This window comes from Cellulomonas sp. URHE0023 (assembly GCF_000688475.1).
In the GTDB taxonomy this organism is placed as follows: Bacteria; Actinomycetota; Actinomycetes; order Actinomycetales; family Cellulomonadaceae; genus Cellulomonas.
This window is the reverse complement of record NZ_JIAN01000005.1, coordinates 632,043-654,446: the sequence shown is the minus strand read 5'-3', so window position 1 is coordinate 654,446 and position 22,404 is coordinate 632,043. Positions and strand designations below refer to the sequence as shown.

Annotated in this window: 19 protein-coding genes; 7 read left to right on the top strand and 12 right to left on the bottom strand. The window is 70.1% G+C overall.

Features of this window, described 5'->3' with window-relative positions; all coding sequences use genetic code 11:
- Positions 1 to 57 precede the first annotated feature (57 nt).
- Positions 58 to 699: a YoaK family protein gene (locus N553_RS0103220; protein ID WP_051639995.1), complete on the top strand. Its 642-nt coding sequence runs from the start codon at positions 58 to 60 to the stop codon at positions 697 to 699.
- 4 nt (positions 700 to 703) lie between these two features.
- On the opposite strand, the gene allB is transcribed toward N553_RS0103220, so the two are convergent.
- Genes allB through N553_RS20865 form a run of 3 tightly spaced genes read right to left on the bottom strand, consistent with a single transcriptional unit; the run spans position 704 to position 4,472 of the window.
- Positions 704 to 2,038, bottom strand: a complete 1,335-nt coding sequence (gene allB, locus N553_RS0103215) for an allantoinase AllB (RefSeq protein WP_028045331.1) — start codon at positions 2,036 to 2,038, stop codon at positions 704 to 706.
- Between the two features lie 24 nt (positions 2,039 to 2,062).
- Complete coding sequence (locus N553_RS20870) at positions 2,063 to 2,857, bottom strand: aspartate/glutamate racemase family protein (RefSeq protein ID WP_051639789.1); 795 nt, start codon at positions 2,855 to 2,857, stop codon at positions 2,063 to 2,065.
- A 7-nt stretch (positions 2,858 to 2,864) separates the two neighbouring features.
- A complete protein-coding gene (locus tag N553_RS20865; protein ID WP_051639788.1) occupies positions 2,865 to 4,472 on the bottom strand; it encodes an NCS1 family nucleobase:cation symporter-1 in 1,608 nt (535 codons plus the stop codon).
- 202 nt (positions 4,473 to 4,674) lie between these two features.
- Between N553_RS20865 and N553_RS20860 the strand changes: the two genes are divergently transcribed.
- The 3 genes from N553_RS20860 (at position 4,675) to N553_RS20855 (ending at position 9,575) form a co-directional block, all read left to right on the top strand.
- Positions 4,675 to 5,295, top strand: a complete 621-nt coding sequence (locus N553_RS20860; protein WP_034620551.1) for a helix-turn-helix domain-containing protein — start codon at positions 4,675 to 4,677, stop codon at positions 5,293 to 5,295.
- A gap of 141 nt (positions 5,296 to 5,436) precedes the next feature.
- On the top strand, positions 5,437 to 8,019 hold the full coding sequence (locus N553_RS0103195) for an ATP-dependent Clp protease ATP-binding subunit (RefSeq protein WP_028045330.1): 2,583 nt from the start codon (positions 5,437 to 5,439) through the stop codon (positions 8,017 to 8,019).
- 86 nt (positions 8,020 to 8,105) lie between these two features.
- On the top strand, positions 8,106 to 9,575 hold the full coding sequence (locus tag N553_RS20855; RefSeq protein ID WP_034620549.1) for a serine hydrolase: 1,470 nt from the start codon (positions 8,106 to 8,108) through the stop codon (positions 9,573 to 9,575).
- A 60-nt stretch (positions 9,576 to 9,635) separates the two neighbouring features.
- Here the strand turns inward: N553_RS20855 and N553_RS0103185 are convergent, their stop codons facing one another.
- From N553_RS0103185 to N553_RS0103175, 3 genes are all read right to left on the bottom strand, one after another.
- Positions 9,636 to 10,820: a hypothetical protein gene (locus N553_RS0103185; protein WP_028045329.1), complete on the bottom strand. Its 1,185-nt coding sequence runs from the start codon at positions 10,818 to 10,820 to the stop codon at positions 9,636 to 9,638.
- Positions 10,821 to 10,998: 178 nt separating this feature from the next.
- Positions 10,999 to 11,184, bottom strand: coding sequence for a hypothetical protein (locus N553_RS0103180; RefSeq protein WP_156043677.1), 186 nt, complete (start codon positions 11,182 to 11,184; stop codon positions 10,999 to 11,001).
- Positions 11,185 to 11,550: 366 nt separating this feature from the next.
- Positions 11,551 to 12,066, bottom strand: coding sequence for a PadR family transcriptional regulator (locus N553_RS0103175; protein ID WP_028045327.1), 516 nt, complete (start codon positions 12,064 to 12,066; stop codon positions 11,551 to 11,553).
- 38 nt (positions 12,067 to 12,104) lie between these two features.
- Here N553_RS0103175 and N553_RS24065 point away from each other — a divergent pair, with 38 nt between their 5' ends.
- Entirely contained in the window at positions 12,105 to 12,500 is a 396-nt protein-coding gene (locus tag N553_RS24065) for a hypothetical protein (RefSeq protein WP_051639787.1), read from the top strand.
- A gap of 149 nt (positions 12,501 to 12,649) precedes the next feature.
- On the opposite strand, the gene N553_RS0103165 is transcribed toward N553_RS24065, so the two are convergent.
- On the bottom strand, positions 12,650 to 14,038 hold the full coding sequence (locus tag N553_RS0103165) for a DUF1996 domain-containing protein (protein ID WP_028045326.1): 1,389 nt from the start codon (positions 14,036 to 14,038) through the stop codon (positions 12,650 to 12,652).
- A 226-nt stretch (positions 14,039 to 14,264) separates the two neighbouring features.
- Positions 14,265 to 16,931, bottom strand: coding sequence for a discoidin domain-containing protein (locus tag N553_RS20845; protein ID WP_081844331.1), 2,667 nt, complete (start codon positions 16,929 to 16,931; stop codon positions 14,265 to 14,267).
- A 342-nt stretch (positions 16,932 to 17,273) separates the two neighbouring features.
- On the opposite strand from N553_RS20845, the gene N553_RS0103155 reads away from it, so the two are divergent.
- A complete protein-coding gene (locus N553_RS0103155) occupies positions 17,274 to 18,389 on the top strand; it encodes a LacI family DNA-binding transcriptional regulator (protein ID WP_081844330.1) in 1,116 nt (371 codons plus the stop codon).
- A gap of 39 nt (positions 18,390 to 18,428) precedes the next feature.
- Here the strand turns inward: N553_RS0103155 and N553_RS20840 are convergent, their stop codons facing one another.
- Positions 18,429 to 19,409, bottom strand: a complete 981-nt coding sequence (locus tag N553_RS20840) for an alpha/beta hydrolase (protein ID WP_034620547.1) — start codon at positions 19,407 to 19,409, stop codon at positions 18,429 to 18,431.
- A 52-nt stretch (positions 19,410 to 19,461) separates the two neighbouring features.
- On the opposite strand from N553_RS20840, the gene N553_RS20835 reads away from it, so the two are divergent.
- Entirely contained in the window at positions 19,462 to 19,980 is a 519-nt protein-coding gene (locus N553_RS20835; protein ID WP_034620545.1) for a hypothetical protein, read from the top strand.
- Positions 19,981 to 19,990: 10 nt separating this feature from the next.
- Here N553_RS20835 and N553_RS20830 read toward each other — a convergent pair whose 3' ends face one another.
- From N553_RS20830 to N553_RS0103130, 3 genes are all read right to left on the bottom strand, one after another.
- Positions 19,991 to 21,634, bottom strand: a complete 1,644-nt coding sequence (locus tag N553_RS20830) for a bifunctional 3'-5' exonuclease/DNA polymerase (RefSeq protein ID WP_156043676.1) — start codon at positions 21,632 to 21,634, stop codon at positions 19,991 to 19,993.
- Between the two features lie 86 nt (positions 21,635 to 21,720).
- On the bottom strand, positions 21,721 to 21,903 hold the full coding sequence (locus N553_RS0103135; RefSeq protein ID WP_028045324.1) for a hypothetical protein: 183 nt from the start codon (positions 21,901 to 21,903) through the stop codon (positions 21,721 to 21,723).
- Between the two features lie 19 nt (positions 21,904 to 21,922).
- A complete protein-coding gene (locus tag N553_RS0103130; protein ID WP_028045323.1) occupies positions 21,923 to 22,348 on the bottom strand; it encodes a DUF6157 family protein in 426 nt (141 codons plus the stop codon).
- Positions 22,349 to 22,404 lie beyond the last annotated feature (56 nt).

Sequence of the window (22,404 nt, the reverse complement as noted above, 5' to 3'; positions counted from 1 at the left end):
GACCCCCACGATGTCGCGGTGAAGACATGGGATGACGCGCGCCGGCACCTGGTGCTGATGCTGGCACTGACGTTCACGACCGGCATAGTCGACGCCGTCGGCTACCTGGGGCTGGACCGTGTGTTCACGGCCAACATGACCGGCAACGTGGTCATCCTCGGCATGGCGCTCGCGGGTGCCGACGACCTGCCGATCCTCGGCCCGGCGATCGCGCTCGTGGCGTTCCTGGCCGGAGCGGCGATCGGCGGGCGCCTGCTGCGGACCGCGCCTGCGGGCTGGTCGCACCGTACGAGCGTGACGTTCAACGCGACGGGCGTGCTGGCCGTCGGGCTCGGGGTCGCTGCGGTGATCGCACCGCCCAAGCAGGGCCAGGTCTGGGCTCTGGTCGTGACCGGCCTGCTGGCCGTGGCGATGGGGCTGCAGGCCGCGACCGCGCGCCGGCTTGCCGTCAAGGACGTGACCACGGTGGTGGTGACGTCGACGCTGACCGGGTTGGCCGCCGACTCGCGGCTGGCCGGCGGCACGGGAGACGGGTGGGCGCGCCGTTCGCTCGCGGTCGGCCTGATCCTGGTCGGTGCGGGGGTCGGAGCCCTGCTGCTCAAGGCGGGCGGTGAGCGCGGTGTGGGCGTGGGGATGCTCGTGGCGGGCGTGCTCGCGCTCGTCACGGCGGGACTGGGGCACCGGCACCGGGAAGCATGACCCCTCAGGCACGGGCGGGCTCCGGGAGGACCGTGCGCCCCGTGCCCGGCGAGCTGACCGAGCCGTTTCGCACGACCGGCTCACCGTGCAGCCACACGGTTCGCGCACGACCGACGACGGTCGCGCCGTCGTAGGGCGAGACGGGGTTCCTGTGCTCGAGAGACTGCACGTCGACGACCCACTCCTCGGCCGGCGCGAAGGCGACCAGGTGCGCGGGGGCGCCCACAGTGATCACCCCTGCGTCGAGGCCGGCCACGCTCGCCGGTCCGGTGGTGAACAGCGGCAGGATCGCGTCGAGCGGCACCCCGCGCCGACGCGCCTCGGTCCACACCACCGTGAACCCGAGCTGCAGCCCGGCGATGCCGCCCCAGGAGAGGCCGAAGTCGCCGTCGCCGACGCTCTTGACGTCCACCGTCGCCGGTGAGTGGTCGGAGACGATCGCGTCGAACGTCCCGTCGAGCACCGCCTCCCACAGGAGGTCCTGGTTGGCGCCGTCGCGGATCGGCGGGCAGCACTTGAACTGGGTGCCGCCGGCAGGGACGTCCTCGGCGCGCAGCGTCAGGTAGTGCGGGCAGGTCTCGACGGTCAGGGGCAGGCCCTCGGCGCGGGCCGCCCGGATCAGGCCGAGCGAGTCGGCGGCGGACACGTGCAGGATGTGCGCGCGGGCACCGGTCACGCGCATGGCGTCGATGACGTGGGCGATGGCCTCGGTCTCCGAGACCGGCGGGCGGGACGCGACGAAGTCGTCGTAGGACCTCCCGTGCGTCTCGTGCAGGTGCGAGGGGTCCTCCGCGTGCACCAGCAGCACGCTGCCGATCGACGCGACCTCCGCCAGCGCAGGCTCCAGCAGGTCGGCCGGCAGGTACGCGAACTCGTCGACCCCGGAGGGCGCCAGGAACGCCTTGAACCCGCGGACGCCGGCGTCGTGCAGCGCCTTCAGCGAGCCGAGGTTGCCCGGGACGGCGCCGCCCCAGAACGCCACGTCCACGGTGAGCTTGCCGCCGGTCGCGTCCGTCTTGAGCCTGAGCGCCTCGACCGTGGTGGTCGGCGGGATCGAGTTCAGCGGCATGTCGACGATCGTCGTGACGCCGCTCGCCGCCGCCGCCCGGGTGGCTGACGCGAAGCCCTCCCACGCCGTGCGGCCGGGTTCGTTGACGTGGACGTGCGAGTCGACGAGCCCTGGCAGGAGGACCTGGTCGTCGGGCAGCGTGACGTCGACAGGCCCCGGCGCGTCGAACGGCAGCACGGCGGTCACCAGGCCGCCGGTGACGTGCACCTGCGCCGCTCGGAGCTCCCGGTCCACCCAGACGCGCTTCGCGCGCACGACGAGATCAGTCACGCGTCCTCCTGGGGTCGGCTACGGCTACGGCCACACTGCCTCAAGCCGCGTTACAGGCGCATGTCGGACCGTCGGCAGGTGCGCACCGGGCCGGATCTCGAACCCGGCGAGCAGGCCGGCCATCGGCTTGGCCGGCGGTGACGCGTACTCGTCGTGCGCACCGGGGCGGGCACCCAGGGTCACGAGCGACTGCGCGAGGAGGGTCCCGGCGGCCACCCCGTCGAGGACCGGTACGCCGATCTCGCCGGCGATCACGGACGTCCACGACGCCATCCCGGCGCAGCCCAGGACGACGGCGTCGGCCCCGTCGTCGTCGACCGCCGAGCGGCACTCGTCGACGATGCGGGCCAGGCCGGTGGGGTCGGCGTCGAGGGACAGCACGGCGACCTCGCACGCGCGCACGCTGAGGCAGGCGTCCGCGAAGCCGTACCGCTGCGCCAGCTCGCGGGCCCGGGCGCGGGTCCTGCCGAGGGTCGTGACGACGCTGAACCGCCGGCCGACCAGGGAGGCAGCGTGCATCGCGGCCTCGGCGATACCGACCACCGGTCCGGCCGCGAGCTCACGGGCGGCGTCCAGGCCGGGGTCGCCGAAGCACGCGACGACGTAGCCGTCGACCCCGTCCGCCTCGCCGAGGGTGACCTGCTCGAGGATGCCGGGTACCGCCAGGGCCTCCTCGTAGTGGCTCTCGATCGAGGCCGGACCCATCGTGGGCTGCACTGCGTCGACCACCGTGCCCCGAGCCGCCACCACCCGGGCGGACCGACCGATCAGGTCGGTCATCGCCCGGGTGGTGTTGGGGTTGATCACCCGGATGTGCATGGGCTTCTCAGGCGGGCTCGACGGCCAGGGTGTGGCCCGTGCGCTCCTCGACGGTTCCGTCGGAGACGGCCGGGTCGGAGGCGTCGAGCTGCGGGATCTGCGGGTTGCGGCGCTCCAGGAAGATGAAGATCAGGAAGCCGAGACCGCACCCGATGAACCAGGCGTAGTCGGAGACCCACGTGACGTCGAACGCGCCCAGGTCCGCGAACGTCTTGGGCAGCACCGCGGAGCAGATCGACAGCAGGCCTGCGACGATGACCGTGGCGACCGCGTTGCGGTTGTACCCGCCCGAGTACCAGTACGTGCCGGTGGTCGACTTGGTGAACATGTCGTCCACGTGGACCTTCTGCTTCCCGATCACGTAGTAGCCCGCGATGAGGATGCCGAACAGCGGCCCGATGAGCGCGCCCAGCACACCGAGCGTGTAGTGGATCGCGTCGGGGTTGTTGTACCAGTTCCACGGCATGAGGATCACCGAGCCGACGGCCGCGATCATGCCGCCCATCCGCCAGCTGATCCTCTGCGGGGAGACGTTGGAGAAGTCGAACGCGGGGGAGATGAAGTTGGCGACGATGTTGATGCCGACCGTCGCGGTCACGAACGTCAGGCCGCCCAGCAGGATGGCGAACGGCGTGTCGATCTGGGCGACGGTCGCGATGGGGTCGGTGATCAGCTCGCCGAACACGGGCACCGTGGCGGACGCGCAGATGACGGTCAGCAAGGAGAAGAACAGGAAGTTCACCGGCAGACCGAGGAAGTTGCCGCGCTTGACCTTCGTGAACGACGCCCCGTACCGCGCGAAGTCTCCGAAGTTCAGCATCGGCCCCGAGAAGTAGGCGACCACGAGGGCGATCGCGCCGAGCATCACGGAGATCGTCTTCCAGAACCCGAGCGCCGGACCCGAGGAGAGGCTGAACGAGATGTTGCTCCAGCCGGCCTGCGACACCAGATAGCCGGCCAGCGCGATCATCACGACGTAGACGGCAGGCCCGGCGAAGTCGATGAACTTGCGGATGGTGTCCATGCCACGCCAGAACAGGGCGGCCTGGGCGGCCCAGAGGATCGCGAAGGAGATCCAGCCGAGGGTCGACAGGCCGAGGAACGACGTCTCCACCAGCTGCTCCGAGCTCGGGAAGAACTTGAGCCAGATGATGTTGAGCGCCTCGGCGGCCAGGAACGTCTGGACGCCGTACCAGGCGACGGCGATGAGGCCGCGGATGATGGCCGGGATGTTCGCGCCCATCACACCGAACACCGCCCGGTTGATGACCGGGTACGGGACGGCGGTCTTCTGGCTCGGCTTGGCGACGAGGTTGCAGAAGAGCTGCACGATGACGATGCCGACGACCAGAGAGATCAGCACCTGCCAGCTGGAGATGCCGAGCGCGAACAGCGACCCGGCCGTGACGTAGCCGCCGACGCTGTGCACGTCGGACATCCAGAACGCGAAGATGTTGTACGACGACCAGGTCTGCTTGCGCAGCGGCGCGAGGTCCTCGTTGGTGAGCAGAGGGTCGTAGCCGGGCTTGATGTTGCCGGCGCCCGGGGGGTACCCGGCGGCCTCGACGGTGTCGTTGGGCAGTGGTTCGGTGGCGGTTGCTTCTGAGGGGTTCATGGGGGGTCCTCACGCGGGGTCGCAAGTGCGGGACGTGGGTTCGGACCGGCGGTGTTGCCCGGGTCCCGATCTCTCCCTGGCCAGGTGAGAAGGCTGTACGGTGAAGCGACTGCTCGAATGTTGTGAATCTATTGCTTCACAGCAGGGCGTCGGTTTCCGGTCTGTGAACTTTGGGCTTCAGTCATGATTCGGGGGTGCCTCGGTGAGCACGACGACCGCCGACGACGCCGGCCGCCTCCTCGAGTCGTTCGACTCCGAGCAGCTGGGCGCCAGGCTGCGGCAGCTGCGCGAGGAGCGGGGGCTCACCCTGAAGGAGGTCGGGCGCCGCCTCGGCATCTCCACCAGTGCGGTCTCGCAGATCGAGCGCGGTGTCCTGCGCCCGTCCGTGAACCGGTTGTTCGCGCTGGTCACCGCGCTCGACGCGAGCCTCGTGGACGTGTTCGGCGGGACCTCCGAGCCGGGTCCGCAGCCGCTGCTCGAGGGGTACGTCGTCCGTCGCGCGATCGAGGCCGACGTGGTCCGCCTGGCCGGTGGGGTCGTGTTCCGGCGACTGTCACCGGGGCTGTCGCGCGACGTCGACTTCTTCGAGTCCACCTACCCGCCCGGGTCCACCGGGGCCGAGCAGAACGAGCTGGTCACCCACCTCGGCTACGAGATCGGCACGGTCTCCCAGGGCGAGCTCACCATCGACTTTCCCGACGAGCGCGTGGTCCTGCGGCCTGGCGACACGATCTCCTACGCCTGCGGCACCCCCCACCGGCTGTCCAACCAGTCCGCCGACACGACGGTCGCCACCTGGGTGATCGTCCACCCGACTGGCTGACCCGCGTCCCTGCGAGTCACGCCCCTGGCGAACACGGGCAGTCCGGGCACCACCACGCCGTTAGCATCGAACAACGCCGCTCGTAGACCCCCGGTGCGCCAGCCCGGGGTTCGGTGGGCACGCAGCTCGTGAGGAGTGCACATGTTCGAGAGATTCACGGACCGAGCCCGTCGCGTGGTCGTCCTTGCCCAAGAAGAGGCACGGATGCTCAACCACAACTACATCGGCACGGAACACATCCTCCTGGGACTGATCCACGAGGGTGAGGGTGTCGCCGCCAAGGCGCTGGAGTCGCTCGGCATCTCGCTCGAGGCCGTGCGCGCACAGGTGCAGGAGATCATCGGCGAGGGCCAGCAGGCTCCGTCGGGCCACATCCCCTTCACGCCGCGCGCCAAGAAGGTCCTCGAGCTCTCGCTGCGCGAGGCGCTGCAGCTCGGCCACAACTACATCGGCACCGAGCACATCCTGCTCGGCCTGATCCGCGAGGGCGAGGGCGTCGCCGCCCAGGTCCTCAACAAGCTCGGCGCGGACCTGAACCGCGTGCGCCAGCAGGTCATCCAGCTCGTCTCCGGCTACCAGGGCAAGGAGCCCGTCGCCGCCGGCGGTCCGCAGGAGGGCCAGCCCTCGGGCAGCGCCGTCCTCGACCAGTTCGGCCGCAACCTCACGCAGGCTGCGCGCGACGGCAAGCTCGACCCGGTCATCGGGCGCGAGAAGGAGATCGAGCGGGTCATGCAGGTGCTGTCCCGCCGCACCAAGAACAACCCGGTCCTCATCGGGGAGCCCGGCGTCGGCAAGACCGCCGTCGTCGAGGGTCTCGCGCAGGACATCGTGCGCGGCGACGTGCCCGAGACGCTCAAGGACAAGCAGCTCTACACGCTGGACCTGGGCGCGCTCGTGGCCGGCAGCCGCTACCGCGGTGACTTCGAGGAGCGCCTCAAGAAGGTGCTCAAGGAGATCCGCACGCGCGGCGACATCATCCTGTTCATCGACGAGATCCACACCCTCGTCGGTGCAGGTGCCGCGGAGGGCGCGATCGACGCCGCCAGCATCCTCAAGCCCATGCTGGCGCGTGGCGAGCTGCAGACCATCGGTGCCACGACGCTCGACGAGTACCGCAAGTACGTCGAGAAGGACCCGGCCCTGGAGCGTCGCTTCCAGCCGATCCAGGTGGCCGAGCCCAACCTGCAGCACGCGATCGAGATCCTCAAGGGTCTGCGCGACCGGTACGAGGCGCACCACCGTGTGTCCATCACGGACGCCGCGCTGGTCGCCGCCGCCACGCTGGCCGACCGGTACGTCAACGACCGGTACCTGCCGGACAAGGCGATCGACCTGGTCGACGAGGCCGGTGCCCGCCTGCGCATCCGTCGCATGACGGCTCCGCCGGAGCTGCGCGAGCTCGACGAGCAGATCGCCGAGACGCGCCGCGACAAGGAGTCGGCGATCGACGAGCAGGACTTCGAGAAGGCAGCCCGTCTCCGCGACGCCGAGAAGCAGCTCGGTCTCAAGCGTGTGGAGAAGGAGAAGGCCTGGAAGTCCGGCGACCTCGACGCGGTCGCGGAGGTGGACGAGGAGCTCATCGCCGAGGTGCTGGCGAACGCCACGGGCATCCCGGTGTTCAAGCTCACCGAGGAGGAGTCCAGCCGCCTGCTCCACATGGAGGAGAACCTGCACAAGCGGGTCGTCGGCCAGGACGCCGCCATCAAGGCGCTCTCGCAGGCCATCCGTCGTACGCGTGCGGGCCTCAAGGACCCGAAGCGCCCCGGTGGGTCGTTCATCTTCGCCGGTCCGACCGGTGTCGGTAAGACCGAGCTGGCCAAGGCGCTCGCGGAGTTCCTGTTCGGGGACGAGTCCGCGCTGATCCAGCTCGACATGTCGGAGTTCTCGGAGAAGCACACGGTCTCGCGGCTGTTCGGCTCGCCCCCCGGCTACGTCGGCTACGACGAGGGCGGCCAGCTGACCGAGAAGGTGCGGCGCAAGCCGTTCTCCGTGGTCCTCTTCGACGAGGTCGAGAAGGCCCACGCGGACATCTTCAACTCGCTCCTGCAGATCCTCGAGGACGGTCGCCTGACCGACTCGCAGGGCCGCGTGGTCGACTTCAAGAACACCGTGATCATCATGACCACCAACCTCGGCACCCGGGACATCGCCAAGGGCCTCATGACCGGCTTCCAGGCCGGCGGGGACCTGTCGACGTCGTACGAGCGCATGAAGTCGAAGGTCAACGACGAGCTCAAGCAGCACTTCCGTCCTGAGTTCCTCAACCGCGTCGACGACGTGGTCGTGTTCCCGCAGCTGTCCCAGCCGGAGATCTTCGCGATCGTCGACCTCATGGTCGCCAAGCTGGACCGGCGCCTGCGGGACAAGGACATGGCCATCGAGGTCACGCCCGCGGCCAAGAAGCTCCTGTCCGAGCGCGGCTACGACCCGGTCCTCGGTGCTCGTCCGCTGCGTCGGGCGATCCAGCGGGAGATCGAGGACGTCCTGTCCGAGAAGATCCTGTTCGGGGAGCTCAAGGCCGGTCAGCTCGTGATCGTGGACGGCGAGGGCGAGGGCCTGCTCGGGGAGTTCACGTTCCGCGGCGTCCCGCGCGGCGCGCACCACGACGAGCCGGTCAAGGTCGGCGTCTCGGTGGGCACTCCCGGCTCGGGCACGGACCTGCCTGCAGCACCGCCCATCTCGTCCATCGGCGACGGAGGCACGGGCACCCTGCCCGCCCTCTGACACCCTGCTCGACGGCGCCCCGTTCCCCCTGAGGGAGCGGGGCGTCGCCGTCTCCACGCCCGCCTGGCGCGTGGCAGGGTGGTCGCATGCCTGGACGTCGACGCCTGCCGCGGAGCACACCCGAGGAGCAGGGGGTGGACCCGGGAGCGCTCGCCGGCGTGGTCAGGTCGCTCACCGCCCTGCCGGAGCTGCACTCGCTCATGGTGCTCAGGCACGGCCGCGTCGTCGCCGAGGGCTGGGCCGAGCCGTACGCCGCGGACCGGTTGCACGAGGTGTACTCGCTGAGCAAGAGCGTGACCTCGACCGCGGTGGGGTTCGCGGTCGACGAGGGGCTCTTCGGTGTCGACGACCTGGTGCTCGACCACTTCGGCGACCGTCTGCCCGACGCGGTGGAGCCCGACGAGCACCTGCGCAGGATGCGGGTGCGGCACCTGCTCACCATGACGACGGGCCATAGCCAGGACCCGTCACCGCTCGTGTTCCCGAGCGACGACGACTGGGTCGCGCAGTTCCTGCGCGTGCCCGTCGAGCACGAACCCGGGACGCGCTTCGTGTACAACACGGCTGCGAGCTTCATGCTGTCGGCGCTCGTGCAGAAGGCGACAGGCCAGCGGCTGCTCGACTACCTGCAGCCGCGGCTGTTCGAGCCGCTGGGCATCGAGGGCAGCACCTGGGAGCAGTCGCCGTCGGGCGTCGACACGGGCGGCTACGGCTGGTCCGCGACGACGGAGGACCTCGCCGCGATCGGGCTGCTCTACCTGCAGGACGGTGCGTGGGAGGGCCAGCAGGTTCTGCCGGACGGCTGGGCCGCCGAGGCAACCCGGATGCACGTCCCCAACGGTGACGACCCTGACAGCGACTGGGCGCAGGGCTACGGGTACCAGTTCTGGCGCTGCCGGCCAGCGAACGCATGGCGTGGCGACGGCGCGTTCGGCCAGTACGTCGTCGGGCTGCCGGAGCAGGACGTGGTCGTCGTGACGACCGCGGGTCGTCAGGAGATGCACGAGTACCTCGACGTCCTCTGGGACGGGCTGCTGCCTGGGCTGTCGGACGCTCCGCTGCCCCCGAAGGATCACGCCGAGCTCGACCGGGCGATCGCCGCGATGCGCCTGGACCCGCCTCGTGGCGAGCCGACGTCACCGACAGGAGCGCGGCTCAGCGGACGCAGGATCAGGTTCGTGCAGAACGCGTGCGGGCTTCGGAGCGCCGTGCTGCTCGTCGGTGCCGACGAGGACCTGCTCGTCGTCGACCTCGCAGGCGAGCGGATCGAGGCGGCAGTCGGGAGGACCGGCCCAGCAGCCGGACGAGCGGAGGCCGGACACGGCCAGCCGGCGGTCGTCCGGGGCTCGCTCCGGCGCCGTCAGCCCGAGGACGTCCTGGTCAGCGGCACGTGGACAGCGACCGACGTGTACGTGCTGACGTTCCGGTTCGTCGAGTCGCCGTTCTGCCTCACGGCGACGGTGTCGGTCGCCGGAGACGACGTCACGGTGCAGGCGAGCTGGAACGCGTCGTTCGGCCCCCGTGAGCTGCCTGCGTTCACGGGCACCGTCGACTGAGTGATCTCGAGCAGGACACGGGTGCCGCCAACCCCTCAGATGGCGGCACCCGTGTCCTCGTCAGGTGAGCTCGAGGACGGTCCACCAGCAGTCGGCATCGTGCTGCGGGACCGTCGTGACCTCCTGCTGGCTCGCGGTGAGCTCCGGGTCGAAGCCGCGGTGCGAGTGCAGGTAGGTGTCGGTCTGGACGTGGACGAGGCGGACGCGAGAGCCGGCGAGCCAAGGGCCGGGGCGTTCGAGCTCGACCCGCCAGGTGTCCAGCGACTCGTCGTCGGTGGCGCTGACCTCCTGCTGACGGGAGATCGGCGACGGCACGCCCGACCGGCTGTGCAACCACCGGCCGGTCCGCTCGTGGCGCAGGCGGATGACGGACCCGTGGGTCAGCGAGATGCCGGCCGACGCGCCGACGATCAGCCAGCGGTCGTTGTCGTCGGAACCCCCGAAGCACGTGACCTGCTGGAGGCCGTCCGTCCCTGGATGGGTGTAGGGCAGCGCGTGCGAGTGGAGGGTGAGGCCGGTCCACACGTGCGAGAGCTTCGCGATCTGGCCGGTCGTCATCGGCGCGCTCGCGTCGGGTGCGTGGCGGGTGAGCACCCTGGGTGACTTGGGCGTGTAGTCCTGGACGAAGAACCCGCGCCAGACGTGGCCGTTGGAAGCGGTCCAGTCGTGCTGGTCCTGCGAGGACGTGAGCGTCACGGGACGGTCCGGGGTGTTGTTGTCGTAGACCGTGACGGTCACCCGGCCGTCCGCGGACCGCTCGTACCCGTAGGCGACGACCTGGTGGTTGTCGCCGATCGCTCCGAGGCTGCGGGCCACGACGAGACCGAGGACCACAGGACGACCGCGGTCGATCGACGCCATGAGACGGGGCAGCTCCTCTTCCTTGGTCCAGCGGGAGACACCCTTGAACACCCAGGTGGGGTCGTCGGAGTGCAGGGACCAGGTGACGAACTTGGCGGCCGAGCCGGTGAAGAACGAGTCGCGCAGGCGCGTGGTGAAGTACTTGGCGAGCCAGTGGCTGTCCGGTGGGACCCGGTTCGGTGCCCACAGCTCTGGCCGGAGGCGAGGCACAGGTTGCCCCGGGACGAAGTAGTCGAGGGCGGCGTAGGCCATGCCCCCGCACCGTCCCGCCGTGGCGATCTCTGCGCCGTTCGGCAGCGTGAGCACGACGTTGACGAACGCGTTGGGGAAGGCAAAACCGTGGGTTGCCGGGTCGAACGCCACGGTGCGCTGCGCCAGGAGCATGAGGGGCCTTCCGTCTGAGTGAGCGTCTCAGACAGGAGTGCGCGACGCGCGACGAAATACCTCCTGGCGCAGCAGGAGATCGACTCGGTCTCTTGCCCGAGGCGAGTGTCTCAGGCAAGAGTGCGCGAGCTCACGACAAGGCAAGCGCCCCACCTCCCGACGAGGTGGGGCGCTTTCCTCATTCGTTGTCCGGCTGCGGTTCCGCGCTTCGCTTGACCCACGCCACGAGTGCAAGACCGCCGACCGCGCAAAGCGCCGTGAACAGCACGGTGACAATCGTCTCGTGCAGGACGTGGCGCGTGGTCCAGGAGATCACGCCCATGAGAAGCGTGACCATGAAGACCACACTGGTATAGCGCTTCAAGATGCCTCCGCCTTCGGTTCGCATTGCGGCCTTACGCGATGCACTTGATCGTAAGGCCGGGTCCGCCCGTCCAGCCCCACGGCATGTAGAACTGCATGCGCGGCTTCGTCCCGGTGCAGATGCCGCCGCGCTCCGTGATCCATGCGGCGCCTGCGGCAACTGCCGCTCCAGCTGCAACGCAGCCCAGACCGGCGCTTCCGCCACAGGCGGCGGCCGCGATTCCTCCCCCTGGCAAGGTGCCGACCACCTCACGCGCGCCGGTGCAGCTCGAGGACGTCGCGTCTGTGCGACGCGGACGGGTGTCTGCCGAGGAATCCGCGCAGGCGAACTGGGCTCCTGGGTCCGGTCAGGCCGGTGCGCCATGGACTATCGGCGCAGCAGTTCCATCGACTCCGTTGCCCACTCGATCTGGGCGCGGGCGCCGGCCTCGCCCGCAGCGATCGTCACGAGGAAGAAGGGTTGGTCTGGGGAGCCGGTCTCAGACTCGACGCCAGCCCGGATCGCAGCCATGGTCTCCAGGCTTCTTTCCGACGACGAACGTGCCTCCTCCAGCAGCTGGATGCACACGTCACGACCGAGCATCCGGCCGAAGAACAGCCGCAGCAGGAGGCCGTTGCGCGCGGGTGCCGGTTCGATCGGCTCGCACAGCAGCTCGCGCAGTCGCGTCAGTCCGGCGTCCGTGATGGTGAACCGCTTGTCCGCGCCGTGCACGACCAGGCCGTCGGCCGAGAGCCTGTCGAGCGTGGGGTAGATCTGCCCGAAGCTCTCGCTCCAGAAGTGGCCGAGCGTCGTGGTGATCGCGGCGCGCACGGCGTAGCCGGTCATGGGTTCGACCGACAGGGCGCCGAGCACCGCGGTTTCGGTCTGAGCGCGTCTCGCCATGGCTGGACTATATCTGACAGATATGTTTCGCTCACGCCATGAGACAGACAACCGCGCAGCGCGTCGCCGGCTCGACCCTCGTCGGCATCGCGACCTTCCAGGCTGCGCTCGCGCTCGGTGCGCCGTGGGGGCAGGCCTCGTACGGCGGCGCGAACGTCGGCGTCCTACCGCCGCAGCAGAGGCTCTCGAGCACCGTTGCCGTCCCGGTCTACCTCGCGCTCGCGGCTGTCGCGTTCGGACTGGTCGGCACTTCGACGCTGCGACGGCGCGTCCTGCGGACCGCGTCGCTCGTGCTCGGCGTGGGCGCTGTGCTCAACCTCGCGTCGCCGTCGCTGGTCGAGCGAGTCCTGTGGGTGCCCGTGTGCGTCGTCGCGTCGGTCGCCTCGTGGCGCGCGGCCCCCGCTTGCGCCGAGCCCGTCGTGCGCACGGCCTGAGACACGACGACGGCTCCGATCCCTTTCGAGAGATCGAAGCCGTCGTGGTCAGGGAACCGTCGCCCTCCTGGTGGAGGGTGCTGTGGAGAGGCCCCTCGCGCGCAGCGAGTCGCGGTCGCCGCGCGCGAGGGGCCCGTTCGGGGGGTGGGTCAGGGAATCAGCGCGTAGTTCGTGTCGAGCACGCCACCTGCCCACGGCTTGTACAGGTCGAACCCGCGCGGGTTGCACTGGAGGCCACCGTCGATGCAGTGCTGGGTCAGTGCCGACAGCACGCCGGCGTCCCACCCGTTGAAGAAGTCGTAGTGGAACGAGTACCCGCGACCGCTGGCGAACGCGACCGAGGACATGTCACCGGACACGGGCCAGGACAGCTTGAACTCGATCATCGGGACGGGGACCGGGTACCCGGCCGGGCACTCACCGTTGACCGGGTACGCCATGTGGCTCTTGTGGTTGGCCGAGTCGAGATCCACGCCGTTCCAGCAGCTCGGTGCCTGGTACCGGACGTTGAGCTCCGAGCCGGGTGCGCAGTACGCAGGGATGTCCCACTGGAACGAGAGGTTGCCGCACTCGAAGCCCTCGACATGACCGGGTGCGTTCTGGAACTCGGACTGGGTGGCGAGCATGCTCCCGACCACGAACCGCAGGCCGGCCGGGAACGGCTGGACCTTCGCGTAGTCGAGGATCCCGGCCTTGTAGTAGATGGTCTGCGCCGAGGGCGAGACCACCTGCGTGCCGCCCTTGAGCAGCGTCGGGAACCAGTACGCCGACCTGTCCTGCGGCACCGTGCAGCTCGTGGTGGTGCCGTTGGCGACGAGTGACGCCGCCGTCGTCTGGGCATTGGTGGAGCGGTTCCCCATGAACGTGTGGCTGTGCGAGGCGCCCGCCTGACCCGGGAAGACGATCGGGTCGTCCGGCAGGGTGTGCGTCGGGGTGCAGTTCGCCTGGAACTCGTGGTGCGTGACGGTCGTGTCGGCGCCCGGCGGGGCAGGCGGAAGCGGCTTCGGGCTGTACGGCGGCGTCGCCGAGCCGCCCGTGCCGAACACCTGGAGCTCCCACAGCGAGAACCCGTAGCCGGTGGCACGCGTCTGTAGGTTGAGCTTCACGTAGCGGGCGCTGACCGTGACATTGATGGTCTGGTTGCCGCCGGTGCCGTTGGTGATGGTGGCCGCGGTTGCCCACGTCAGCCCGTCGGTCGACGTCAGGACCTGGAAGCTCTTGGCGTAGGCGGCCTCCCAGCGCAGACCGACGCTCGAGAGCGTCGCCGGGCCGCCGAGATCGACCTGGATCCACTGGTTGTCCGCGAACTGGCTGGCCCAACGCGTGCCGTTGTTGCCGTCCACCGCCTTGGACGCGTTGACGTCGGCGCCCTCGACGGAGGACGCCGAGACGACCTTGCCCTGCGAGAGGTTGACCGGGGCGGCGCTGGCACTGGTCGCGATGGCGACCGCCCCGGCGCCGACGAGCGCGGTCGCGAGAGCGGCGGCGACCCAGGCGCGGGCACGGCCGCTGGGCCGGGAGAGCTGATGCGTGGTCATGCGTGGTGCTCCTTCGTCTGCACTGTGCGGCGAACGTGCCGCGCGGGCTGGCATCGGGGCGGGACCGGAAGCGGGTGACGTTCCAGGGATTGCCGTCGATGCCGGGAGCGAGGTGCCACGATGCTGTGACGCCTCGGTATCGGCTCGAACAGGGGTCAGGTGGCCGAGGGGTGGTGCCGGGGGCGGGTGGTAGCCCACCCCCGGCACGTGTGACGAGATCGGGCCGTCAGCCGTAGATCCCGAGCTCGTAGAGCGAGTACCCGTACGCCGTTCCGCGGGTCACGCCCTGGAGCCGGACGTACCGCGCGTTGCCGTTGACGTTCACCGTGTCGACGTTGCCGTCGCCGTTGGTGACCTCCGTGAGGGTGGTCCACGTGGTTCCGTCGTTGGACGTCTGGAGCTTGTACCCCTTGGCGAATGCGGCTTCCCACACGAGCTGGACCGATGTGAACGCCTTCTGCGATCCCAGGTCGACCTGGATCCACTCGTTGTCGGTCCAGCTGCTCGACCAGCGGGTGGCGAGGTCGCCGTCCGTGGCCTGGCCAGGCGTGAAGTTCCCGTTGTACGGGTCGAACGAGGACGCCGTGGCCGGCCGGCCCTTGGCGATGTTCGTGCCCGCGACGGGCGGCGGGATCACCCGGACCGACTTGGTCTCGACGCCCACGTTGCCCTTGCCGTCCTCGGCGAACACGTAGACCTTCCAGACGCCGAGCGTCTGGGGAGCCGTGACCGAGAAGGTGCTGCCGTTGCGCGTGAACGGCACCGTGGCGAGGCCACCGGACTTGTTGATGTAAGTGCTGTTCATCAGCACGTTGTAGGTGATGGGGTCACCGTTCGGGTCCGTCGCCGGGGCGTTGACCGTGAAGGTGGAGCCGGCCACGACGCCGGTCTGGTTGTTGACCGTGAACGAGCTGAACGTCGGCGGGGTGTTGGTGCCCGCTGCGCCGGCGGGACCGCCGTACGCCTTGGCCAGGGCGTAGAACGACAGCCGGCGGTTGTTGCCCGGCTTCAGGTTGAACCAGATGCCGCCGAAGTCGCCCTCGTTGCCGTAGTGGAACATCGTCGCGCCGAGGGCCACGCCCTTGTGCGCCTGGATGCAGTTCCACGAGCTGGTGTAGCCCGCGGCGTTCTGCGCGTCGGTGCCCTGGTCGGGAACGCCGTTGATGTCGTTGGGGACCTCCCACTCGCCGGCCGGGCCGGACTCGGTGATGAGGTACGGCTTGGTGTAGCCGCCCGCGATCCACGTCGCCTTCGCGTCGCACACCGCGTTGTAGCTGTTCAGGCCGTAGAGGTCCAGGTCCGGGGCGTTCTTCTTGTAGTACGGCCAGGAACCGGTCCACGCGTCGGTCGACGTGACGGGGTGCGTCGGGTCGATCTGGTGGATCCGCTTGGCCGCGTCGTTGACGAACGTGGCGTACGCGTCGCGCTGGTTCTCGAGCTCCTGGCCCGAGTAGCAGTTGCCGAGGCCGAGCAGGGACTCGTTGCCGACGTCCCACATGAGCACGCCGGGGTTGTCCTTGTACGCGGAGACCCACGTGACGATGTCGTTCATGGAGTTCGCCTTGTAGGTCGCGTCCGTCACGTAGTTCGGGCAGCCGCCCGAGCCGGGGCCACCGCCGGGAGCCAGCCAGAACCCGGCGACCGTGCGGATGCCGTTGGCGGCTGCAGCATCGAGCAGGACCTTGGAGCCCGCGTCGGTGCCCCAGGTGCGGATCGTGTTCACGCCGAGCGCCTTGAGGTTGGCCACGTGCTGCGGGAAGTCGGCCGGAGCCGGACCCCACGTCACACCCTTGACCACCCAGTTCTTGCCGTTGACCAGGAGCGCCCAGCTGCCCTGCGACCCGGAGATGCGCACCTTGCCGTCGGCGGGGCCCGAGGGCTCCGTGCCGTTGCCGGGGTCGGTGGGCGGCGTGACGGTTCCGGTCGTCGAGACCTTGACCTCCCAGAACGAGAAGCCGTACCCGGTCGCCCGGGTCTTCAGGTCCAGCTTGAGGTAGCGGGCCTTGCCGGATACGGCGATCGACTGGTTGCCGCCGGCGCCGTTGCTGACCGAGGCGAGCGTCGTGTACGCACCGGTGCCCGTGTCCGACCCGAGGATGTCGAACGCCTTGCCGTAGGCGGCCTCCCAGCTGATGGCGACGTTGCACAGGTTCTGGCTGGTGCCGAGGTCGACCTGCCAGGTCTGGTTGTCCGCGAAGCTGCTCGCGAAGCGCGTCCCGGCGTTGCCGTCGACGGCCAAGGCGGCGGTGTTCCCGCCCTCGACGCTCGACGCCGTTGCGGTCTTGCCCTGTGCCACGTTGTCGTTGGTGCAGGTGCCGCCCGTCGGCGGTGGGGTCGTGCCGCCGGCTGTGCCGAAGACCTGGAACTCGTACAGCGAGTACCCGTAGCCGGTGGCGCGCTTGGTGCCGAGCAGCTGGACGAAGCGGCCGGTGCCGTTGACCGTCAGTGTCTCGACTCCGCCCGTGCCGGTCGTGGTGCCGTAGATCGTCGTCCAGTCACCGGTGCCCGTGGGGGAGGTCTGGATCTGGTAGCCGGATCCGTAGGCGCCTTCCCAGCTCAGGACGACCTTGCTGATCGTGGACGTCGAACCGAGGTCGATGCGGAGCCACTGCGCGTCGGACGCGAGGCTCGACCAGCGGGTGGTGCTGCTGCCGTCTACCGCGTACCTGGCCGGGTAGTAGTCGGCGTTCTCGACCGACGACGCGGTGATCGTCTTGCCCTGCGACAGCAGGACAGGGTCGGCTGCCTGCGCGGCGATGGCCGGGATGGTGATCGCGGTGGCAACGAGTGCGCCGGAGATCAGCACGCCCAGGAGGCGGCGGCCGCGGGTCGGGGGTCGGGACGGGCGCGCGTCGTTGCGCGACCCGTGCCACGGGTGGGTGGGGGTTGACACAGGTTTCTCTCCTCAAGGCTCGGCCCGTGGCAAGGTCGTCGAGGTCGAGCTCCGCAGTCGACCTCGTTGTCGATCCGATGCGCCAGGCGTTGCAGTTCGTCGTTGAGCTGTCGTTCGTTGCGCTAGCGCTCGGAGAGCGCTCTATCAACGGAGCGCGAGTGGCACCTCTCCAGGTGGATCGGGTCGGAAAGGCAGTCCGTTCTGCTCCGGGAGGGACGCTATACCCGATTTCACCCGGCCGCATAGCCCGGGAACGGCCCAGGTGCCCGGTCGTGGACGCCACACGCAGCTCCTGGGGCTTGATGCGATAGAGCGCTCTCCGGCGCTGGTAGATTTCGCACCATGGAGGACGACAGGGGGCTCGCGGCCTCAGGTCCCGTCACGACGCTCGAGCCGGCGCCGGACGGCGTGGCCGCGCCCGGGCTCGGACGCGGTGCGCCCACCCTGGAAGACGTCGCCCGCGTCGCGGGCGTCTCGCGGGCCACGGTCTCCCGCGTGGTCAACGGCAAGCGCGCCGTCGCGCCAGAGATCCAGAACGTGGTCAAGGCCGCGATCGCGACCACCGGCTACGTGCCCAACCTCGCCGCGCGCTCGCTGGTCACCCGCCGCACCGGCGCCGTGATCGTCGTCGTCTCGGGCGTCGAGGACCAGGGGCACGAGGGCGCGCTGTCGACCATCGACTTCGCCGACCCGTTCTTCGGCCGCATCGTCGGTGGCCTGCTGCGTGCCCTGCGGCCGCACGACGTGGACCCGATCCTGATGCTCGCCGAGACCGACAACGACCGGGCCCGCGTGCTCAGCACCCTGCGCAACGGCAACGCGGACGGTGCACTGGTCGTCTCGACTCGCGCCGACGACCCGATGCCGGGCCTGCTCGTCGACGCAGGCCTGCCCGCCGTCATGTTCGCGCGCCCCTCGCACCCCATCCCGCTGAGCTTCGTGGACGTCGCCAACCGCGACGGTGCCGGCCTGGCCGCCGAGCACCTGGTGTCTCGCGGCTGCCGGCACGTCGCGGCTGTCTCCGGTCCGATCGACGTCGGGTCCGCCGCGGACCGGCTCTCGGGCTTCCGGGACGCCATGGCCCGACACGGCCAGGCGTTCGTGGCAGCCGAGTTCGGCAACTTCACGTTCGAGAGCGGCGTCAAGGCGATGACGTCGCTGCTCGGGAGGTACGCCGACATCGACGGCGTGTTCGCCGCCAACGACCTCATGGCGCTCGGAGCCATCGAGGCCCTGCACGTCGCCGGGCGCCGAGTCCCCGACGACGTCCGCGTGATCGGCTTCGACGACAGCTCCGTCGGCGCCCTGACCCGACCCTCCCTGACCTCGGTGCGCCAGCCGATCGAGGAGATGGCGATCGAGATGGCCAAGATCCTGCTCGACACGATCGCCGAGCCGGACCGGCGCGTCACGTCCGTCATCTTCGAGCCGAGCCTCCACATCCGCGACTCCGCCTGACGGGCCGTCCGGTGGGCCTGGGCTTGCCGACGGGTGGCGTCAGGGCGCTCCGGGGGCCGGGACCAGCGTCGTGACGAAGGCCTGGATTGCGGTGATCGCCTCGTGCGCGGCAGGGGTGGCCAGGTCGAACTGGTACTGGTGGCCCGCGTCCGGAGCGACGTGCGTCTCGTGGCGGACACCCGCCGTCTCGAGGGCGTCCGCCATGACGTACTGGTGCGCCATCATCGGGTCGTCCGCTCCACACGACAAGAACGTCGGGGGGAAGTCGCCGGTGACGTGGTGAGCGACCGACAGTCCGGCGAACCGCGGATCGTCCAAGTACTGCGAGGTGCCGGTGAAGGCCCACATGATCGAGTCGACGAACCACCGGGTGCGGCCGCGCAGCGGCCGGATCAGGGACATGTCGAACGCGCCGCAGAACAGGACGGTGCCCACGAGGTGAGCGGGCTCGATCGTGGGACGCATCTGCATCGACGAGGCGTAGGCGGCGTTGGTGATCATGCCCGCCACCTGCGCAGCGATCTGCGCGCCCGCAGAGTCGCCGGCCAGCACGATCCGTGACGGGTCCACCCCGAGCTCGGACGCGTGCTCGGACAGGAAGCCGAGCGCGTCGAGGACCTGCCGGACGGGCGTCGGGTACCGGGCCTCCGGGGCGATCGAGTAGTCGACGCCGACCACGGTGAATCCGCCGGCCGCGAGCACCCGCAGGAAGTTGGCGATGTGGTCCTTGTTGCCGGACAGCCAGGCTCCGCCGTGCACCCAGACGATCGTCGCGCCGGTGCCCCGGCCGATGGGTGGCCGGTGGACGTCGAGCAGCGCGTCGCGATCACCTGGGCGGTACGGCAGGTCGCGCAGGCTCGTCACTCCGTCGGGCACGAACGTGGCCGCGGCGAGGGACCGGCGTGCGCCGTTGCGGTCGAAACGCCGCCGGTAGAACAGTGCGGTCGGTCGGGGGCTCGCACGCACGAGCACGGCCAAGAGCGCCGCGAGTGCGAGTGCGGCCGCTCCGATTCGCTTCATGGGGTGATCGTCGCACCCGCGCGGCCCTGCGTGTGGGTCCAGACTGGATGACGTGACGGACCAGGCGACAGACCATCCCATCCGGCGCGCGGTGCGCAAGCTCGTTCGCGAACGCCAGATCGACGAGTTCCTGTACGGCGCTCTGGTGGCCGGCTCGGTCCTCGCGATCTCGAGCGCGAAGTCGGACGACGGTGGATCGGTCTTCCTGGCGACCGGCTTGGTGAACATCACCTACTGGCTCGCGCACATCTACGTCGACGCGGTCGGCGGTCGCTTCCACGACTACGCGAACTCGACCGGTCGGCGACTGATGTACGCATTCCGGAACAACACCGGGGTGCTGGTCGGGGGACTGCCCGTGATGATCGTCTTCGCGGGCGGCCGACTCTTCGGTCTGGACGTCGCGACGGCCGCGTGGACGGCCCTGTGGTTCACGGTCGCGATGCTCGGTGCGGCGGGCTGCCTCGCTGCCTTCCGCGCGGGTGCTCGCAAGTGGCCGCTGATCGGGGAGACCGCGCTCGCGGTCGCGTTCGGGATGGTCGTGATCCTGCTCAAGATCCTCCTGCACTGACGAAGCAGGCTCACTTCGCCTGGTCGTAGCTGTCCACCACGGCCACGTTGAGGGCGAAGTCCACCGGGGTGTCCCCGAACAGCAGGTGCCCGGCCTCGAGTGCCGCCTCCCGTACGGCTTCGGCGACGGCGTCCGCCTCGTCCGCGGGCGCGTGCACCATCACCTCGTCGTGCAGGAAGAACACCAGGTGCGCGTCGTGCTCGCGCAGCCGTCTGCGAAGTGAGGCCATCCAGCACAGGGCCCACTCGGCGGCGGTGCCCTGGACGACGAAGTTGCGGGTGAACCGTCCCCAGTCCCGCCCGCGCCTCCTCGCCGCTCGCACGTCGTCCGCGCCGGCGCCTTCCGCCGACGCTGCCGCGAGCGCGTCCCGCCAGGCGGCATCGGGCGCGGGGGAGGTCCGGCCGAGCCAGGTCGCGACGACGTCACCCCGCTCACCGGCCCGCGCCGCGGCCTCGACCAGGGCAACCGCCCGCGGGAACCCTTGCGTCAGCCGGGGCATGAGCACCGCGCTCGGGCCGGTGGTCGCACCGTAGATGGCACCGAGCATGGCCACCTTGGCCTGCGCCCGGGTCTCGACAATTCCCGCGTCGACCACGCCCTGGTAGAGGTCGGCGTGCCGGCCCGCCGCCGCCATGGCCGTGTCCCCGGACATCGCGGCCAGCACCCGTGGCTCGAGCTGTGCGGCGTCAGCGACCACGAGCTTCCAGCCGTCGTCCGCCCGTACGGCGCCTCGGATGCTGGCGGGGAGCTGCAGCGCTCCGCCGCCGCTCGTCGCCCACCGGCCCGTCACCACCCCGCCGGGTACGCAGTCGGGACGGAACCGGCCGCGGTGCACCCAGGTGTCCATCCACGCCCAGCCGTTGGAGCTCAGCAGACGGGCGAGCTTCTTGTAGGCGAGGAGGGGCTCGGTCGCGGGCAGGTCGATGTCCTTGATCTCCCACCGGCTGGTCGACTCGACGTCGTAGCCCGCCGCACGCAGGCCGCGCAGCAGGTCCTGCTGGGAGTCGAGGTTGAGGTTCGGCTGCGCCAGTGCCTCGCGGACCTCCTCGGCAAGTGCCTCGAGCTTGGCCGGCCGTCCGTTGCGGGGGCGCGGACCGAGCATCTCGGTCAGGATCCGGTCGTGGGCCGCGACGCTCCACGGCACGCCGACGTGGTTCATCTCGGCGGCGATCAGCGCGCCCGTCGACTCGGCGGCGAGCAGGAGCCGGAGCCTGCCGGGCTCGTCGGACGCGGCCACGGCGGCGAGCTGTCGGCGCAGCTCGTCGGCGCAGTCCAGCGTCTGTGGCCGTTCCTCGTCGAAGAGGCTGACCTCGACCGGCTCGGGAGCGCCGGGCCGCGGCCCGTCCCAGGCGGTCGTGGGTCCCTGCGCCAGCTCCGAGCCGCGCGCGTAGATGCTGCGGCGCACGATGGCGTGGCAGAGCCGCAGGTCGTGGCAGCGCTGGACGCGGACACCGGCGTCCAGCAGCGCGGGGTAGCGGCGTGAGGTGTCGTCCCAGACCCAGCGGGGCTGGTCGGCCTCTCGGTCGCGGACCGTCTGGGCAAGGTTTGCCACGAGCACCGTCTCCGTCGCGACGAGCGCCCCCTCGTCCGTGAGCTCCTGCATGACGACTGCGTCCGCGCTGGTGGCGTCGTCGAGCAGGAGCAGCAGGGTCACGGCGCCATTGTCGTCGCACCGACCCACACGCCGGACGAGTCGTGACGCCCGTGGTGAGTGCCCGTGACCTCACGCGCGCGAGGCCCTCACGCCGGGACCTGTTGCTGCTGCTCGACGGGGTCGGGGGGCGGACCCCACTGGGCACGAGCGATCGCCACGCCCACGCCGATCGCCGAGAGCACGAGCGCGACGATGGCGACGCCAGCCACGATCCGCCGCGACAGCGGGTGCCGGTAGGGAACCTCGTCGTCCGGTTCGAGAGGAGTCACGATCGCTCGAGCCGGGTCATCAGCGACCGGAGCGCAGCGCCCGTGTCACTTTCACCGGTGACCCGTCGCGCGAGAACCCCGCCGCCAGCGCCGCGTACTCCGGCGTCCCCACCGCGTAGACGGCCAGCCGCCCGTCGGCGTCGGCGTGGATCCCCCAGCCGTACTTCTTGCCGAGGTCCGAGGAGCGCAGGCAGGCGTGGGGGCCCTGGAAGAACGTCGGCCAGACCTCGGGACGCGTCTCCGGTGCGACGCCGTTGCGGTCGGCCCAGACCGTGAAGATCACGTCGGAGCTCCGGTAGGTGTACGGCGGCGCGGATGTGAGCATGTCGTACATGGCGGACGCCACGGTAGGAGCGTCGCCACGCGGCGCAGGCTCGATCCCTGCGACGGCGGCCGAATCGGGTGCCACGCAGATGAAGGTCGAGACGTAGTCCACCAGCTCCATGAACCGACCTTACCGACCCGGCACGCGCGGCGGCAGGCCGCTGAGCGAGCGGGTGG

Excerpts from the sequence above, each read along its gene's own strand:
- N553_RS0103220 (WP_051639995.1), top strand. The coding sequence starts at position 58 with ATGCTGGCACTGACGTTCACGACCGGCATAGTCGACGCCGTCGGCTAC.
- N553_RS20870 (WP_051639789.1), bottom strand. The coding sequence starts at position 2,857 with ATGCACATCCGGGTGATCAACCCCAACACCACCCGGGCGATGACCGAC.
- N553_RS20865 (WP_051639788.1), bottom strand. The coding sequence starts at position 4,472 with ATGAACCCCTCAGAAGCAACCGCCACCGAACCACTGCCCAACGACACC.
- N553_RS0103195 (WP_028045330.1), top strand. The coding sequence starts at position 5,437 with ATGTTCGAGAGATTCACGGACCGAGCCCGTCGCGTGGTCGTCCTTGCC.
- N553_RS20855 (WP_034620549.1), top strand. The coding sequence starts at position 8,106 with ATGCCTGGACGTCGACGCCTGCCGCGGAGCACACCCGAGGAGCAGGGG.
- N553_RS0103185 (WP_028045329.1), bottom strand. The coding sequence starts at position 10,820 with ATGCTCCTGGCGCAGCGCACCGTGGCGTTCGACCCGGCAACCCACGGT.
- N553_RS0103175 (WP_028045327.1), bottom strand. The coding sequence starts at position 12,066 with ATGGCGAGACGCGCTCAGACCGAAACCGCGGTGCTCGGCGCCCTGTCG.
- N553_RS24065 (WP_051639787.1), top strand. The coding sequence starts at position 12,105 with ATGAGACAGACAACCGCGCAGCGCGTCGCCGGCTCGACCCTCGTCGGC.
- N553_RS0103165 (WP_028045326.1), bottom strand. The coding sequence starts at position 14,038 with ATGACCACGCATCAGCTCTCCCGGCCCAGCGGCCGTGCCCGCGCCTGG.
- N553_RS0103155 (WP_081844330.1), top strand. The coding sequence starts at position 17,274 with ATGGAGGACGACAGGGGGCTCGCGGCCTCAGGTCCCGTCACGACGCTC.
- N553_RS20840 (WP_034620547.1), bottom strand. The coding sequence starts at position 19,409 with ATGAAGCGAATCGGAGCGGCCGCACTCGCACTCGCGGCGCTCTTGGCC.
- N553_RS0103130 (WP_028045323.1), bottom strand. The coding sequence starts at position 22,348 with ATGGAGCTGGTGGACTACGTCTCGACCTTCATCTGCGTGGCACCCGAT.